The sequence below is a fragment of the Aeromonas sp. QDB18 genome, assembly GCF_027705325.1.
Taxonomy (GTDB): domain Bacteria; phylum Pseudomonadota; class Gammaproteobacteria; order Enterobacterales; family Aeromonadaceae; genus Aeromonas; species Aeromonas caviae.
Window position 1 is genome coordinate 68,662 of the sequence record NZ_JAPDBQ010000003.1, and the last position, 16,673, is coordinate 85,334.

Consider the following 16,673-nt stretch of genomic DNA (forward strand, 5'->3'; position numbering starts at 1 on the left):
AATGGCAGGCTGTCGGCCAGGGCTGGCCGAGAATGGGGCAGATGGTGTCCCAAAAGCCCCCCAGACTCAAGCCTTATCCCGAAAAAGCGGGGAGAAAGGCCGTCAGATGCGATATTTCGCCACCAGGGCCCCCAGCTCGTCGCAGGCCAGCGCCAGTTGCCCGGATGCCTGCTCGGTCAGCCGGTTCTGGGCCAGGGCATCCGCCGCCAGCTGGGTGATGGCCACCAGCCGCTGGTTGATCTCCTCCGCCGCCCGGCTCTGCTCCGCCGCCGCCGTGGCAATCTGCCCATTCATGGCAGTAATGGTGTGGACGGATCCATCGATGGCATTGATGGCGACATCCGCATCGCCGGCCCTGTCCGCCGTCGCGCGGGAGAGCTGCTGCAACTGGCTGATGCCGCTGACCACCTTGCCGGCCCCCTCCTGCAGCCGCTGGATCATCTGCCGGATCTCGTCGGTGGAGCTGTGGGTGCGGGTCGCCAGGGTACGCACCTCGTCGGCGACCACCGCAAAGCCGCGCCCCTGCTCCCCGGCCCGTGCCGCTTCAATGGCGGCGTTGAGGGCCAGTAGGTTGGTCTGCTCCGCCACCCCGCGAATGACGTCGAGCACGGAGCCAATCTGCTGAGTCTCCTGCTCGAGGCGGCTCACCGCCTGCACCGTCTCCACCATCTCGTCCGCCAACTGGCTGATGGACTCCCGGGTCTGGACCACCACCTCGCGGCCATGCTGGGCCAGATTGAGGGCCGAGTCCGCCGCGTCGGCGGCCTGGGCCGCGTGCTGGCCCACTTCGCGGCTGCTCACCGTCATCTGCTCCATGGCGCTGGCCACCCGCAGGGTATCCTGCTCCTGGCCGGTGACGATGGCGCCGGTACGCTCCACCACCTCGGCCAGCTGGTGGGCATGCACCCGGTTCTGATCCGCTATCTGCTGGCTGCGGGCCACCAGCTGCGCCATCTGGCTGGCGAAGAGGTTGAAGTTGATGCTGAGCTGGCTCAGCTCGTCACGCCCCGACTCCGGCAGACGTACCCGCAGATCCCCCTCCCCCCTGGCGATGTTGCCAAGGGCCGAGACCGAGCGGGAGAGGGGCACGACGATGCTGCGCACAATGAGGCCGACCACGGCAAACAGCAGGAGGGCCAGCACCAGCCCGATCCCCAGCAGGGTGTGCAGCACCTCCCGGTACTGGGCCTCGACGTCGTCCACATAGACGCCGGTGCCGATGATCCAGTCCCAGGGGGCGAAGCGCTTGATGTAGGAGATCTTGCGCACCGGCTCGTCCACCCCGGGCTTGGGCCAGTAGTAGGCGACCTCCCCCGCCCCCTGCGCCCTCGCCAGATCGGCGAAGGCGACGAACAGCCTGAGCCCCTGCTTGTCCTCCACCCCGGAGAGATCCTTGCCGTCCAGCTCGGGCTTCATGGGGTGCATCACCATGGTGGGGTGGCTGTCGTTGATCCAGAAGTAGTCCTCCTCGCCATAGCGCAGCCCCCTGAGCAGCGCCAGCGCCTCGGCCTTGGCGCTCGCCTCGTCCAGCTCCCCCTTGCGCACTCTGGCCTCCAGTCCCGCCACCAGGCTGTAGGCGGTCTCGACCTGGGCCCGGGTCTGGCGGCTCTTCTCCCCCATCAACCCCTGGTGATAGACCTGCAGGGAGAAGAACAGCAGCAGTCCCAGCAACGCCAGCACCATCAGGGTCACCAGCGACAGGCGCCGCCCGATACTCCATTGTCTCAACATACCCTCGCCCCGCATCCGCTACATGTCGTTAACACAAGGTATGCCGCCGCGACGCGGGCTGTCCACGATGTCAGCAAAAGCGATGCCAAAACATGATCCAGCCCCAAAAACAAGAAAGGGTGCCCAGTGGCACCCTTTCTCGTGGTCGACAGGAAGAGGTATCACCGCTCCCAGTACACCTCTTCCAGGCTGTCTTCCTTCTCCGGCAACCCGCGGGAGAGGCGCGGGCTGCTCTGGGCCAGCACCTCGTAGCTCACCCGGTTGGCGTACTTGCACACCTGGGCCAGAGAGGAGTAGGTCAGGAATTCCGAGAGATGCTTGGCGGAGTTCGGCACGTTCATGCGGTGGTAGGCGTTCGCCACCATGTCGTGCAGCACGGCGGACAGCGCCCCGTCCCCTGCCCCGTTGGTGTTCTTGATCTTCTCCGGCCCGCCCATGTAGGGGGAGATGTGGGAGTAGATACGCGCAGGCTTGCGGCACTTGTCCCGGGCCATGGGGCGGCTGAACTCGTACATGTTGAATTCGGGGATGACGCCGGGCAGCAGGGTGTGGGTGGTCTCGCGCTTGTAGTCCTCGTCGGTGTAGCTCGCCATGTAGAGGCCGATGGGGCCGGCGGTGCAGAGCACCATGTCCGCCCAGTCCAGCGCCTTGTCGGCCGCGCCGAGGGGATCCTTTATCCCGGTCAGGGCCTCCGCCTCGTCCTCGTTCATGGCGAGCACGGTCACGTTCTCGCTGATGAAATCGCGCCACCACTGGGGATTCTCGTCGATGACGAAGCGGGTGCCCAGGGTCAGCACCACGGGCACCCCGGCCTCACGGGCATAGCGCACCGCGGCCATGGCGGCCTCCTTCATGGGGGTGCCGTCGGCGCCGCGCACCAGGTAGGCGGTGATCACCAGGGCCGAGGCCTCCTTGATGATGGTCTCGGGGATGTGGTCCACATCCAGGTGATCCATCTTGCCGGCGTTGATGCCAAAGCTGCGCTCTCCCCCTTCGGTGATGAAGGTGAAGCAGCGCCCGACCGGGCCGTCCACCGGCTGCAGGTAGTCGAGGTTGACCCGGGAGGAGGTGTTGCACAGATAGCGGTAGGCATAGCTGCCGATGCGGATGTCCTGGCTCATGACGCCAAGCAGGATGGAGTGGGAGTCCGCCAGCACGGAATAGTTGTGCATGGTGTTGCCGATGGTGCCGCCGGCAAATTCGCTCACCACCATGTTGTTGGCCTTGAGCTCGTCGTAGACCAGCTCCGCCACCTCGTCGGAGATGAGCATGGAGTGGCCCTTGCTCAGGCCGTACCGGTTCAGGAAGTCTTCGTCCACATGGGCTTCGATATCCACCAGAGTCTGATCGATGCCCACTACATAGGCCTTGCCCAGTTCGGTGAGCTGGGAATTCTGCGGGATCAGGGGATCACGTCTGTCGACCGGGAAGTAGTGTTTGGACTTGCGCTGACCGGGAAATTTCATGGCAATCTTCTGTGCTCTGGGGAAAAGAGGGGCGGGATTTTAACACAATCCACCACGCCGAAAAGTCGCACGATTGAATTTTGAGGTCAGTATAGACAAGGGTTTGCGAGGAAAACGTTTGACTTGGCTACCACAAAAAACCACCCCGTGGCGGGGTGGTGTTGCGGGATGACATTCAGCTTGCCGAGAGCCCCTGCACCAGGGCCAGCACCGAGAAAATTCCCAGCGACAGCCAGAAGAAGAGGGTGCCGAAGAGGCGCGGCATGTTGGGAGCCCTGGGGATCTGGATGCCGATGGCATGCAGGATGCGCCCCACCAGCAGCAGCACACCGCCCAGGTGCAGCCAGAGCGCCCCGACCCCCGCCAGTTCGCACAGTGCCATCAGCAGCAGGGTGAGGGGCACGTACTCGGCAAAGTTGCCGTGGGCGCGGATCGCGGCCAGCATCTCGGGGGCTTCCCCCTCCCCTATCATCACCCTGAACTGGGCGCGGCGCTTGACCACCCAGAAGGAGAGCAGCAGGAACAAGAGCCCGAGCAGGCCGGCGTAAATCAGCGTGATATGCATCATCAGGACACTCCTTTATCGTTGAATCCGAACGTCCGCCACGTCGGGCACCGGATGAGAACGGCCATCATGCCAGCTCGCGACAGATGAGGGAAACCATCATGCGGATATGGGCCTGATCGCTGTTGAGGGCCGGGATGTATTCAAACTGCTCGCCACCGGCGGCCATGAAGATCTCCCGGTTCTGCACCTGGATCTCCTCCAGGGTCTCGAGGCAATCCGCCGAAAAGGCCGGGCAGATGACATCCAGCCGCTTGACGCCGCGAGAGGGCAATTCGCCCACGGTCAGGTCCGTGTAGGGCTTGAGCCACTCCTCCTTGCCAAAGCGGGACTGGAAGCTCGCGGTCCACTGCTCCGGGGCCAGCCCCAGCGCCTCCGCCAGCAGGGCGGCGGTGCGCCTGCACTGATGACCATAGGGATCCCCTTCCCGCTCGTAGCGCTCGGGAATGCCGTGGAAGGACATCAGCAGATGCTCCCCCTGGCCGTGCTGCTCCCAGTGGCGACGCACGCTCATGGCCAGCGCCTGGATGTACTCCGGGTGGGCATGGTAATCGCGGATGAGCCGCACCACCGGCAGATTGCGCTCGGTTTTCATCGCCCTGGCCCAGGCGTCGAACACCGAGGCGGTGGTGCTGACCGAATACTGGGGATAGAGCGGCAGCAGGATCACCCGGTTGACCCCCTGGGCCTTGAGGGCCTGCCAGCCATCGGCCAGCGACGGGGCGCCATAGGTCATGGCGAGCGCCACCGGCACCTCGACCCCTTCCCGCTTGAGCTCGTGCTCCAGGGCCGCGCGCTGCTGCTGGCTGATGACCATCAGGGGGGAGCCCTGCTCGGTCCACACCTGCTGATAGAGCTTGGCCACCTTGGGGGAGCGGGTCGGCAGGATGATGAAATGAAGCAGGGGGCACCAGAGGTAGCGCGGCAGGTCGACGACCCGCTGATCGTGCAGAAACTGGCTGAGAAACGCCTTGACCGCCGCCGTGGTCGGCGCGGCCGGGGTACCCAGATTGACCAGCAAGATCCCGGTTTTCGTGGTCACGTTAGCATCCTGTCGTTCTGTGTCGTGGGAATGGAATGCAAGAAAGGGCCCGGTATGGACCCTTTTCTCACTCTCGTAGCCAGCCGGCGAACGGCTGCGTCCTGCCGGCCCTGAATGGCTTAACCGAGAATGGCGGCCAGTTGCTGGCTGACCAGATCCACCGGCTGGGTGCCGTCGATCTTGACGTAACGGGTGTTACCCGCTTCCGCTTCTTTGCCGTAGAAACCGATGAGCGGCGCGGTCTGCTGATGGTAGACATCCAGACGCTTGCGCACTGTGGTCTCTTCGTCGTCGGCACGGATCACCAGATCCTCGCCGGTCACGTCATCCTTGCCTTCCACTTTCGGCGGGTTGAACACCACGTGGTAGGTACGGCCGGAGCCGGAGTGCACGCGGCGGCCGCTCATGCGCTTGACGATCTCTTCGTCCGGCACGTCGAACTCCAGCACGAAGTCCACGGTCACACCGGCATCCTTCATGGCTTGCGCCTGGGGAATGGTGCGGGGGAAGCCGTCCAGCAGGAAGCCGTTGGCGCAATCCGGTTGCGCGATGCGTTCTTTGACCAGGCCGATGATGATGTCGTCGGAGACGAGCTGACCTGCGTCCATCACGGCTTTGGCCTTGAGGCCCAGCTCGGTACCCGCCTTGATCGCCGCACGCAGCATGTCGCCGGTGGAGATCTGCGGAATACCGTGTTTTTCCATGATGAACTGAGCCTGGGTACCCTTGCCGGCGCCCGGAGCTCCCAACAGAACAATGCGCATACACGCTCCTAGTTGATTGGTTATTCAATTCTTGAGAAGGCAAAAAACTACACGTTTTCGCCCGTATTAACAAGCTCGCCCCGTGTGAGTGGCCAGATTATCACCACACTCCCGCCAAGTCTCTGCGACCAAAGACGCAGACGACGACCACGAAAAATGATTGAAAATGCAGCAGCGCACCAGAGGGGAACGGCCAAAAAAAAAGCCCACTGTCATGCAGTGGGCCAATCACAATCACATCACGCCTGGAGTAGCAGACGATTGATACGGGAGACGAAGCTCGCCGGATCATTGAGGCCGCCCTGCTCCGCCAGCTGGGCCTGCTCGTGCAGGAGGGAGACCCACTCGCCAAACAGGCTCTCATCCTCGATGGTGCCGAGCTTCTTCACCAGGGCATGGTCGGGGTTGAGCTCCAGGATGTACTTCTGCTCCGGCACCGGCTGACCGGCGGCGCGCATCAGCTTGATCATCTGGGTGCTCATGCCGTGGGCGTCGGTGACGATGCAGGACGGCGAGTCGGTCAGACGGTGGGTGACGCGCACCTCTTTCACCGCTTCACCGAGGCTCTTCTTGACCCGCTCAACCAGACCGGCGTTGGCTTTTTCGGCCTCTTCCTGCGCCTGCTTGGAGGCGTCGTCTTCCAGATCCCCGAGATCCAGTTCGCCACGGGTGACGGAGACCAGCTGCTTGCCGTCGAACTCGGTCAGGTGGCTCATCAGCCACTCGTCCACCCGCTCCCACATCAGCAGCACTTCGACGCCCTTCTTGCGGAAGATCTCGAGGTGCGGGCTGTTCTTGGCAGCGGCATAAGAGTCGGCGGTGATGTAGTAAATCTTCTGCTGACCTTCCTTCATGCGGCCAACGTAATCCTCGAGAGAGACGGTCTGGGCTTCGCCCTCGCCGGCGGTGCTGGCAAAGCGCAAGAGCTTCGCGATCTCTTCCCGGTTGGCGTAATCCTCGGCCGGGCCCTCTTTGAGCACATTGCCGAACTCGCTCCAGAACTTGGCGTACTTCTCGCCATCCTCTTTCGCCAGCTTGTTGAGCATGGTGAGCACGCGCTTGGAGCAGGCCTTGCGCAGGGAGGCGGTCACCTTGTTGTCCTGCAGGATTTCACGGCTGACGTTGAGCGGCAGATCGTTGGAGTCCAGCACCCCTTTCACGAAGCGCAGGTAGGTCGGCATGAACTGCTCGGCGTCGTCCATGATGAAGACGCGCTGCACGTAGAGCTTCAGACCGTGCTTCTGTTCGCGGTTGTAGAGATCGAACGGCGCGCGAGCCGGGATGTAGAGCAGGCTGGTGTACTCCTGCGCCCCTTCCACCCGGTTGTGACCCCACAGCAGCGGATCTTCGAAGTCGTGGGCGACGTGCTTGTAGAACTCCTGATACTCCTCGTCCTTGATGTCCTTCGGGTTGCGGGTCCAGAGCGCAGTGGCGCGGTTGACCTGCTCCCACTCCCCCGGGGTACCGACGATGGTTTCACCGTCTTCTTCCCGATCCGGAGTGCCCTCCTTGAACATCTCTACCGGCACGCTGATGTGGTCGGAATATTTGCTGACCACGGAGCGCAGGCGCCAGTCGTCCAGGAACTCCTCTTCATCGCTGCGCAGGTGCAGGATGACGTCGGTGCCGCGACCGGCTTTGGTCACGTCAGCCACGGTGAAGGAGCCTTCCCCCTCGGATTCCCACTGCACGCCCTGGCTCGGCTCAGTGCCGGCGGCGCGGGAGATCACGGTCACCTTGTCGGCCACGATGAAGGCGGAGTAGAAGCCCACCCCGAACTGGCCGATCAGCTGGGAATCCTTGCCCTGGTCACCGGAGAGGTGCTTGAAGAACTCGGCGGTGCCGGATTTCGCTATGGTGCCCAGGTGCTCGATCACCTGGTCACGGGTCATGCCGATGCCGTTGTCCGAAATGGTCAGGGTCTTGTTCTCTTTGTCCACCACCAGGCGCACGCGCAACTGGCCGTCGTTTTCGAACAAAGAGGCATCGGAAAGCGCCTTGAAGCGCAGCTTGTCCGCCGCATCGGAGGCGTTGGAAATCAGCTCGCGCAGGAATACTTCTTTGTTGGAGTAGAGGCTGTGAGCCATCAGGCTCAGCAGTTGTTTGACTTCAGTCTGAAAGCCGTGGGTTTCGGCGTGAACACTTTGGGTCATCGACCAGTCCTCAAAACGTCGGGTTGAACAGATTCCCAAGCTAGATGGGGTTGGCCTTTCAAATATCAAGGGGCTTGCGTGCAAACTTGAGAGCAAATTTGCACACCGGCCCCTCGCTTGGCCCACACAGGCAACCCCCTCCCGGCCTCCCCCTTCACAAGGGGGAGGTGCACTGCCATCCCCTGTCTGGCGAGGAGGGTCAGATTGGGATCGAGCGTGGAGCCAATAGCGGGGCCAGCCTTGCTCTCCCCTCCCAAGGGGAAGAGTGCGGTGGGGGTCGTTGCTTTCACCCTTGCCAAGGGGAGGGTTGGGGTGGGGTTCATTGCTCCCTCCCCTGCCAAGAGGAGGGCCGGGGTGGGGTTCGTGGCCTCTTTAGCTCAGACGCTGGCGCCCCATCAGGGAGTGGGAGAGCGTGGTGCCATCCACCAGCTCCAGCTCCCCGCCCACCGGCACGCCGTGGGCGATGCGGCTCACCTCCACCCCGGCGGTGCGTGCCATGTCGGCGATGTACCAGGCGGTGGCATCCCCCTCGATGGTGGGGTTGGTGGCGAGGATCAGCTCCTTGATCTGCTCCTCTTGCAGGCGGCGCTCCAGGATATCGAGCCCCAGCTCCTCAGGGCCGATACCGTCAAGGGGCGACAGGTGGCCCATCAGCACGAAGTAACGGCCGGAGAACTGGCCGGTCTGCTCGATGGCGGCCACGTCCGCCGGGCTCTCCACCACGCAGAGCAAGCCGTTCTCCTCGCGCTTGGGATTGGCGCAGATCTCGCAGCGATCGTTCTCGGTAAAGGTGCGGCAGTGGCTGCAATGACCGATTTCGGTGAGCGCCCGGTTGAGCAGGGAGGCCAGACGCAGACCGCCGCTGCGCTCGCGCTCCAGCAGGGTGAACGCCATGCGCTGGGCCGATTTCGGGCCCACGCCCGGCAAGACCTGCAGCGCCTTCATCATCTCATCGAGCAGGGGACTGAATTTCATGGGGATATCCTTTGATGCCGCGAAGAGAGGCGCCGCCCCAGGGACATCGGCAAGCCGTCTCTCCAACCTCTTTTGTTGGCGCAGGACTATACCAGCCCAGGGCCGCCAATGGCAGATCCCGTCCGCAGGCGCCTCGCCGCCGAGACGCACCGGGAAACCGGGCTGGCCCCGTTTTTCAGGGCCGGCAGACCCCCGCCAGCCCCCGCAAGGGGTAAAACAGCCTCCAATGTGTTCAATTTTTCTACTCGATTGACCATAATCGTTAAATAAAACCAAACAATAAAACCTGCGTGTTGGCCCCGCCATCCTCGATTTGCCCCCTTCAGGAGCCGGCTCAGCGCCCCGGGGGCGTGGCGCCGCCTGCCCTCACACGCCGATCGCTGGCGGAGCAGGCTCACAGGATCGCAAAGCAGCGCCGCATCTGGCACTCAAACAGGGGCGAGATCAAAGTATTGGGGACAAGTGCCCCGGTAAACTTGGCCCCCGTGACAGGGCGAGGGCCTCCTCTTCCTGCCAAGGCTACGCCCCTTCTATCGCGACGCAGCCCGTTGCCCCCCGTTCGTTGCACCCGATGGCCCATGCCGTGGCGGCAGGCCAGCAGATGGGAGTTCGATATCGCATGACATCCCCCAGGATGATCGCCGGATGGCCGCCCCTGTCGGCCCTCCCCAGCCTCCCTGTCATGAGGGAGGGTTCCCTGCCCCCCGGTTATCAGGGAGGGGCGCTGGCCCCTCTTTGGATGGCGCCATGACCACGTCGACACGCCTTCGACTGCGCCGGGAATTTCATATAGACGGTATCGTGCAGGGGGTCGGTTTTCGCCCCTTCGTCTATGGGCTGGCGCTGCGCCACAGCCTTGCCGGTTATGTATTGAACGATGCCAATGGCGTCACCATCGGCGCCGAAGGATCGCCTGAGCAGCTCGCCAGCTTTGCCCGAGAACTGCGGGAACTGGCGCCGCCCTTGAGCCGTATCGATCATTTCAGCGAGCGGGAACTGCCCCGAGATCAGGATCCCGACTTCGATGGCCAATTTCATGGCCAGTTTCGAATTAAAGCCAGCCAGCAGCAGAGCGCCGCCACAGTCGCCATCTCGCCGGATCAGGGAATGTGTGAGGCGTGCGCCCGGGACGTGGCCAACCCCGCGGATCGCCACCACCACTACCCCTTTACCAACTGCACCCACTGCGGCCCGCGCTACACCATTATCCGCCGCCTCCCCTACGACAGACCCCACACCGCCATGGCCGGCTTTGCCATGTGCCCGCGCTGCGCGGCAGCCTATGAAAATCCGCTGGACAGACGCTACCACGCCCAGCCGGTGAGCTGCCCCGAGTGCGGGCCGCATCTGACCTGGCGCAGCGGCCACGGCGATGCCCTGGCCGAGCGCGAGGATGCGCTGCACACAGCTGCCCGCGCCCTGCAAGCGGGCAAGCTTATTGCGGTCAAGGGCATGGGGGGTTATCACCTGATATGCGATGCCCGCAATGAACAGAGTGTTGCCAGATTGCGAATGCTCAAGCGGCGCGCGCGCAAGCCGCTGGCGGTGATGATGGGCTTCCTTGCCAAGGCCAAGCTCCATGTCACCGGCTGCGAAGACGAGTGGCAGCTGCTCGCCTCTCAGGCCAGACCCATCACCTTGCTGCGCAAGCGAAAAAGCGATGATCGGCCGTCAGAATCCCAACTGACAACGGCGCCGCTGGCCGAGGGGATCGCCCCCGGCATCCCCTACCTTGGGGTCATGCTCCCCTATACCCCGCTCCATCAGCTGCTGCTGGACGCCTGCGCCATCCCGCTGGTGGCCACCAGCGCCAATGGTCGCGGCAGCCCCATCCTTATCGAGTGCGAGGCGGTGGTCAGGGAACTCGGGGGCGAGATTGACGGCATCCTGGATCACAACCGCCCCATCCTGCACCCGTGCGACGACAGTCTGGTGCAGTGGGCGGGCGGGCGACGCCAGACGTTGCGCCTCGCCCGAGGCTATGCCCCCTGCACTCCCAGCCTGCAAGAGGCGGTCAAGGCGCCGCTCTTGGCAGTCGGGGCGCAGCAGAAGAACCAGCTGGCGCTCGCCTTCGGCCGCCAGCGCATCTACAGCCCCTATATCGACGATCTGCACAGCCTGCCGATGCAGGAGCACTTCGAGCAGACCCTGGCAACCTTTCGCGAACTTTACGATCTCAAGCCAGAACTGCTGGTCTCGGATCGACACCCCGGCTACCTCAGCCACCAGTGGGCCAAGGGCTATTGCCGCGATCACAATGCAACCCATCTCGAGGTGCAGCACCATCACGCCCACCTGCTGGGGGTGATGGCCGAGCACAACATCACGGGCCCGGTGCTGGGTGTTGCCTTCGATGGCACCGGCCTTGGCGATGACGGCACCCTCTGGGGCGGCGAGCTGCTGATTGCAGACGTTCAGGGATTTGAGCGGGTTGCCCACCTTGCCCCCTTCAAGCTTGTCGGCGGCGAGGCGGCCATTCGCGAGCCGGTGCGCCAGTTGCTGGGGCTGCTGTTCGAATCGCACACTCCTGAGCAGATCAGCGCCCTCGATATTCCGGCGATCAAGCAACTGCCCGCTGGGCAGATCAACAATCTGCACCAGCTCTGGCGCCTTGGCCGCAACGCCCCCTACACCAGCTCCATCGGTCGGCTGTTCGATGCGGTGGCGGCGCTCTTGGGGGTGATCGACACCCCCGATTACGAGGGCGAAGCGGGACTCCTGCTGGAGGCCGCCGCCTTGCAGCTGGCCCCCGATGAACAGCACTTCCCCCTCGCCTTTGATCTCAGCCAATCAGCGGAAGGGCCACTGCAGATTGAGTGGGCCGAGCTCATCCATACCCTTGTCAGCGAGCGGCGCAAAGGCACCGCCACCGCCAGCCTGGCCGCCGGTTTTATCCGCGCCATCAGCAATCTGGTCATCGCCCTGGCCGAGCGCTTCCCCGGCTATCCGGTAGCGCTCGGGGGCGGCGTCTTTCAAAACCGGGTGCTGATGGATCAGCTGGTGCCCGCTCTCGAAGCCGCAGGCCAGCAGGTATTGACCAGCGAAACCCTGCCGCTCAATGACGGTGGCATCGCCGCCGGTCAGCTCTGGTTTGCCATCCACCATATTGCCACGTACCAGCCTGCCACAGCCGGTTGTGCCACCTTGTCGGAGTCCTGAAATCCATGTGTCTATCCATCCCCTCTCAGGTGGTGCAGCTGCACCCCGAAGATAACTGCATCACCGTCGATACCCTGGGGGTGCAGCGGCGCGTCAGCTGCATGCTGCTCGAGGAGCCCCTCCAGGTGGGCGACTATGTGCTGCTCCATATCGGCTTTGTGATGAGCAAGATTGACGAAGCGGAGGCGCAGGCCAGCCTCGAGAGCTTCCGCCAGATGGTGGCCCTGATGCCCAAACAGGATATCTTGCCATGCTGACCTTGAATGATCTCTTTCAGGGCTTTCGTCAGCCCCGGGTGATCCGCGCCCTCGCCGCCCAAATTAATGAGCTCGCCAAAGATCTGCCCGAGCCGCTGCGGGTGATGGAGGTGTGCGGTGGCCATACCCACACCATCATGAAATACGGCCTGCACCAACTGCTGCCGGCCAGCATCGAGTTTGTCCATGGCCCCGGCTGCCCGGTCTGCATCATGCCCAAAGAGCGCATCGATCAGGCCATCGAGCTGGCGAGTCAACCGAGCGTCATTCTGGTCACCCTGGGGGACATGATCCGGGTGCCGGGCTCCATAGGCACGTTGGCCCAGCAGCGCGCCAAGGGGAGCGATATCCGCCCGGTCTATGACCCCCTCGATGCCCTGCGCATCGCCAAAGAGAACCCGGAAAAAACCGTGGTCTTCTTCGCCATCGGCTTCGAAACCTCTACCCCAATGACTGCCGCGCTTTTAGCTGCCGCTGAAGATCAAGGGATCGATAACCTGCTGTTTCATATCAACCATGTGCTGGTGCCCTCCGCCATTCATGCGGTGATGGCCGACGAGGTGGCCAAGGTGAACGCCTTTATCGGCCCCTCCCACGTCAGCGTCATCACAGGTGCCGATATCTACCTGCCCATCGTCGATCGCTATCAGGTACCCGTGGTGGTGAGCGGCTTCGAGCCGGTGGATGTGATGGAGGCGCTCTTGATGATGGTGCGCCAGGGGGAAGGTTGAGGGTCGCTACGCGCTGGAAGTGCAGTACAGCCGCGCCGTCACCGCCAGCGGCAATAAAGCCGCCCAGCGGCTGGTCGAGCGCTTTTTCGAGACCCGCGAGCACTTTCGCTGGCGAGGTCTGGGGGACATCAACGCCTCGGCCCTGCGCCTGCGCGATGCCTTTGCCAGGCGCGATGCGGAGCGTCACTTTCAACTCAATCAGACTCCCATCGATGACCACAAGGCGTGCCAGTGCGCCGATATCCTGCGCGGCCTGGCCAAACCGAACCAGTGCAACGTCTTTGGCCGGGGCTGCACCCCGACCCAGCCCATGGGCAGCTGCATGGTCAGCTCCGAAGGAGCCTGCAATGCCTACTACCGATATATGGGGATCCAGGAACGATGAGAGAAATCCAACTTAGCCACGGTGGTCGGGTGATGAGGAGAGATGAACCAGCCTGTTTCTGCAATCTTGTGGAGAACCAGACCCGATGAGAGAAATTCAGTTAAGGAAGGTGCGAATAAGTCATATGGCACGAGAGCATTTAATGGTAACCCATTGATATTAAATGACTAAAATTTTCATTTTTTGTTCGTGGGATACTTGTTCGCACTTTCCCTTGAGCTCCTTGCGTTGCACCTCATCACCCAGCCCCTCAATAAAATCGCACATTGACTCATAAAGGGTACGCAGCGAAGGACTGGCAGCTGCCAGACGTTCAGCATTGGTACGGACATGGCCATTGGAGGCTTGGACTGGTTCACTCACAGGTATCGATGGCGGCAAGCCAAGCTCAGTCGGAGTGGAGGGTTTATTGATCTGGCTGGTCACCGCATTGACCAACTCCAGCATCAGCAGATCATCGCCAAAAAACTTGTAGCGGATCAGCTCGACATTGCGGTTGATCTGCTGTACGGCGTGCAGGTCATAGCGGGTGAAGTCACCGGCTATGCAGAGCAGGCGGGTGCCGGACCACTCGATGCTATCGGCCACCTCTTTCCCCAGCATCTCCATCACCAGCCAGCGGTACTCGGCCTGATGGTCGAGCAACCAATCCAGATAGAAAAGGCCCTGATTGATGACATTTTCGTTACTGTAACGTTTGTACTCGATGATCACCGGGCAGCCATTCTCATCGATCCCGAGGGAATCGATCCGCCCCTTGTGGGTCTTGCCGGTAGTGTATTCGCTGGCCAAGAAGCGAACCCCGAGAAAGGCGGACATCCCCCCGGTGTCAGAATAGTTGTCGCCTAATCTGAATAATCTAAATGTGAAGACCGGGGGCGGATAAAGAGTGTCGAATGGCTCGTTATTCAAGTGAGCGCAAGGCTGCTTTGCTCAAGAAGCTGCTGCCGCCCATCAATATGTCGGTGGCCGAGTTGGCTCGGCAGGAAAACATCAGCGAGGTCACTCTGTATAATTGGCGCAAACACGCCAAAGACGGAGGGTCTCCTGTGCCCGGGGACAACAAACTGACCGATGAATGGCCCGCCGAGGCCAAGTTCGCCGTCGTGCTGGAAACCGCTGCGCTTTCCGAGATTGAACTCAGTGAGTACTGCCGCCGTAAGGGTCTCTATCCCGAGCAAGTCCAGCAATGGCGCCAAGCCTGTATTCTGGGCCAGCAATCCGCTCGTACCTTACAACAGGCGGAGAAGGCACAGGCCAAAGCGGACAAGAAGCGTATCCGGCAACTGGAGCAAGAGCTGCGGCGCAAAGACAAGGCCCTGGCCGAGGCGGCAGCTCTGCTGATATTGCAAAAAAAGCTCGATGCCTACTGGAGCAACGTCGACGAGGACAACTGACCTCGTTGCCAGAGCGGCAGCAATACGTTGCATGGTGGCGCGAAGCGCTTGAAGCTGGCGCCCGCAAGCATCCTGCGGCCGAGGTGTTGGGGCTGAGTCTGCGCACGCTCCAGCGCTGGTTGGCCGGGCCTGAGCTGAGTGCCGATAGGCGACCGGATGCGGTTCGTTCCATACCTGCTCATGCATTGAGCCCAGAGGAGCGGCAGGCCGTGCTGGACGTCTGCAATAGCCAGGAGTTCGCCTCGTTGCCGCCGAGTCAAATTGTGCCACGGCTGGCCGACCAGGGGCGCTACTTGGCCAGTGAGTCGAGCTTCTATCGCATCTTGCGGGCGGCTGACCAGCAGCACAGGCGTGGCCGGAGCCAGCCACCGCGTCATGTGCCGGTACCAACCAGCCATACCGCGACTGGGCCCAATCAAGTGTGGTCCTGGGATATCACCTACTTGCCGTCACTCGTGCGCGGCCAGTATTACTACCTCTATCTGATAGAGGACATCTACAGCCGCAAAGGGGTGGGCTGGGAAGTGCATGAGCAAGAGTGCGGTGAACGGGCGGCGGCGTTGCTGCAACGGAGCATCATCCGCGAGCAGTGCTGGAAGCAGCCGCTGGTCTTGCACTCGGACAACGGCGCGCCAATGAAGTCAGTCACGCTGCTGACCAAGATGCATGACCTGGGTGTCACGCCCTCGCGGGGACGGCCCCCCGGTGTCAGAATAGTTGTCGCCTAATCTGAATAATCTAAATGTGAAGACCGGGGGCGGATAAAGAGTGTCGAATGGCTCGTTATTCAAGTGAGCGCAAGGCTGCTTTGCTCAAGAAGCTGCTGCCGCCCATCAATATGTCGGTGGCCGAGTTGGCTCGGCAGGAAAACATCAGCGAGGTCACTCTGTATAATTGGCGCAAACACGCCAAAGACGGAGGGTCTCCTGTGCCCGGGGACAACAAACTGACCGATGAATGGCCCGCCGAGGCCAAGTTCGCCGTCGTGCTGGAAACCGCTGCGCTTTCCGAGATTGAACTCAGTGAGTACTGCCGCCGTAAGGGTCTCTATCCCGAGCAAGTCCAGCAATGGCGCCAAGCCTGTATTCTGGGCCAGCAATCCGCTCGTACCTTACAACAGGCGGAGAAGGCACAGGCCAAAGCGGACAAGAAGCGTATCCGGCAACTGGAGCAAGAGCTGCGGCGCAAAGACAAGGCCCTGGCCGAGGCGGCAGCTCTGCTGATATTGCAAAAAAAGCTCGATGCCTACTGGAGCAACGTCGACGAGGACAACTGACCTCGTTGCCAGAGCGGCAGCAATACGTTGCATGGTGGCGCGAAGCGCTTGAAGCTGGCGCCCGCAAGCATCCTGCGGCCGAGGTGTTGGGGCTGAGTCTGCGCACGCTCCAGCGCTGGTTGGCCGGGCCTGAGCTGAGTGCCGATAGGCGACCGGATGCGGTTCGTTCCATACCTGCTCATGCATTGAGCCCAGAGGAGCGGCAGGCCGTGCTGGACGTCTGCAATAGCCAGGAGTTCGCCTCGTTGCCGCCGAGTCAAATTGTGCCACGGCTGGCCGACCAGGGGCGCTACTTGGCCAGTGAGTCGAGCTTCTATCGCATCTTGCGGGCGGCTGACCAGCAGCACAGGCGTGGCCGGAGCCAGCCACCGCGTCATGTGCCGGTACCAACCAGCCATACCGCGACTGGGCCCAATCAAGTGTGGTCCTGGGATATCACCTACTTGCCGTCACTCGTGCGCGGCCAGTATTACTACCTCTATCTGATAGAGGACATCTACAGCCGCAAAGGGGTGGGCTGGGAAGTGCATGAGCAAGAGTGCGGTGAACGGGCGGCGGCGTTGCTGCAACGGAGCATCATCCGCGAGCAGTGCTGGAAGCAGCCGCTGGTCTTGCACTCGGACAACGGCGCGCCAATGAAGTCAGTCACGCTGCTGACCAAGATGCATGACCTGGGTGTCACGCCCTCGCGGGGACGGCCTCGGGTCAGCAACGATAATCCGTACTCGGAGTCATTGTTCAGGACGCTGAAGTACTGTCCGCAGTGGCCATC

Annotated in this window: 10 protein-coding genes and 3 pseudogenes; 5 read left to right on the forward strand and 8 right to left on the reverse strand. The window is 62.3% G+C overall.

Features of this window, described 5'->3' with window-relative positions; all coding sequences use genetic code 11:
* Positions 1 to 102: 102 nt before the first annotated feature.
* From OKC30_RS01250 to recR, 7 genes are all read right to left on the reverse strand, one after another.
* Entirely contained in the window at positions 103 to 1,731 is a 1,629-nt protein-coding gene (locus OKC30_RS01250) for a methyl-accepting chemotaxis protein (RefSeq protein WP_234888696.1), read from the reverse strand.
* A gap of 161 nt (positions 1,732 to 1,892) precedes the next feature.
* Positions 1,893 to 3,197 carry an inosine/guanosine kinase gene (locus OKC30_RS01255; RefSeq protein ID WP_010674425.1) on the reverse strand — a complete coding sequence of 435 codons (1,305 nt, stop codon included), beginning with the start codon at positions 3,195 to 3,197 and terminating at the stop codon, positions 1,893 to 1,895.
* A 175-nt stretch (positions 3,198 to 3,372) separates the two neighbouring features.
* Positions 3,373 to 3,765, reverse strand: a complete 393-nt coding sequence (locus OKC30_RS01260; protein WP_010674424.1) for an MAPEG family protein — start codon at positions 3,763 to 3,765, stop codon at positions 3,373 to 3,375.
* A 64-nt stretch (positions 3,766 to 3,829) separates the two neighbouring features.
* A complete protein-coding gene (gene hemH, locus OKC30_RS01265; RefSeq protein ID WP_042017278.1) occupies positions 3,830 to 4,804 on the reverse strand; it encodes a ferrochelatase in 975 nt (324 codons plus the stop codon).
* Between the two features lie 119 nt (positions 4,805 to 4,923).
* A complete protein-coding gene (adk, locus tag OKC30_RS01270) occupies positions 4,924 to 5,568 on the reverse strand; it encodes an adenylate kinase (protein WP_010674422.1) in 645 nt (214 codons plus the stop codon).
* Between the two features lie 239 nt (positions 5,569 to 5,807).
* Complete coding sequence (gene htpG / locus OKC30_RS01275; protein WP_111896505.1) at positions 5,808 to 7,721, reverse strand: molecular chaperone HtpG; 1,914 nt, start codon at positions 7,719 to 7,721, stop codon at positions 5,808 to 5,810.
* Between the two features lie 372 nt (positions 7,722 to 8,093).
* A complete protein-coding gene (gene recR / locus OKC30_RS01280; RefSeq protein WP_010674419.1) occupies positions 8,094 to 8,696 on the reverse strand; it encodes a recombination mediator RecR in 603 nt (200 codons plus the stop codon).
* 747 nt (positions 8,697 to 9,443) lie between these two features.
* Between recR and hypF the strand changes: the two genes are divergently transcribed.
* From hypF to hypD, 3 genes and pseudogenes are all read left to right on the forward strand, one after another.
* Entirely contained in the window at positions 9,444 to 11,855 is a 2,412-nt protein-coding gene (gene hypF / locus OKC30_RS01285) for a carbamoyltransferase HypF (protein ID WP_160838894.1), read from the forward strand.
* A 5-nt stretch (positions 11,856 to 11,860) separates the two neighbouring features.
* On the forward strand, positions 11,861 to 12,112 hold the full coding sequence (locus OKC30_RS01290) for a HypC/HybG/HupF family hydrogenase formation chaperone (protein ID WP_160838896.1): 252 nt from the start codon (positions 11,861 to 11,863) through the stop codon (positions 12,110 to 12,112).
* Positions 12,106 to 13,228 (forward strand): annotated as a pseudogene (gene hypD, locus OKC30_RS01295) (hydrogenase formation protein HypD). Before OKC30_RS01290 ends, hypD begins: the two are co-directional and overlap by 7 nt.
* Positions 13,229 to 13,387: 159 nt before the next feature.
* Here the strand turns inward: hypD and OKC30_RS01300 are convergent.
* Positions 13,388 to 14,020, reverse strand: coding sequence for a hypothetical protein (locus OKC30_RS01300; RefSeq protein WP_270670422.1), 633 nt, complete (start codon positions 14,018 to 14,020; stop codon positions 13,388 to 13,390).
* Between the two features lie 104 nt (positions 14,021 to 14,124).
* On the opposite strand from OKC30_RS01300, the pseudogene OKC30_RS01305 reads away from it, so the two are divergent.
* Positions 14,125 to 15,326 (forward strand): annotated as a pseudogene (locus OKC30_RS01305) (IS3-like element ISAs20 family transposase); the annotation flags it as partial.
* Positions 15,327 to 15,400: 74 nt separating this feature from the next.
* Positions 15,401 to 16,673: pseudogene (locus OKC30_RS01310) on the forward strand (IS3-like element ISAs20 family transposase); the annotation flags it as partial.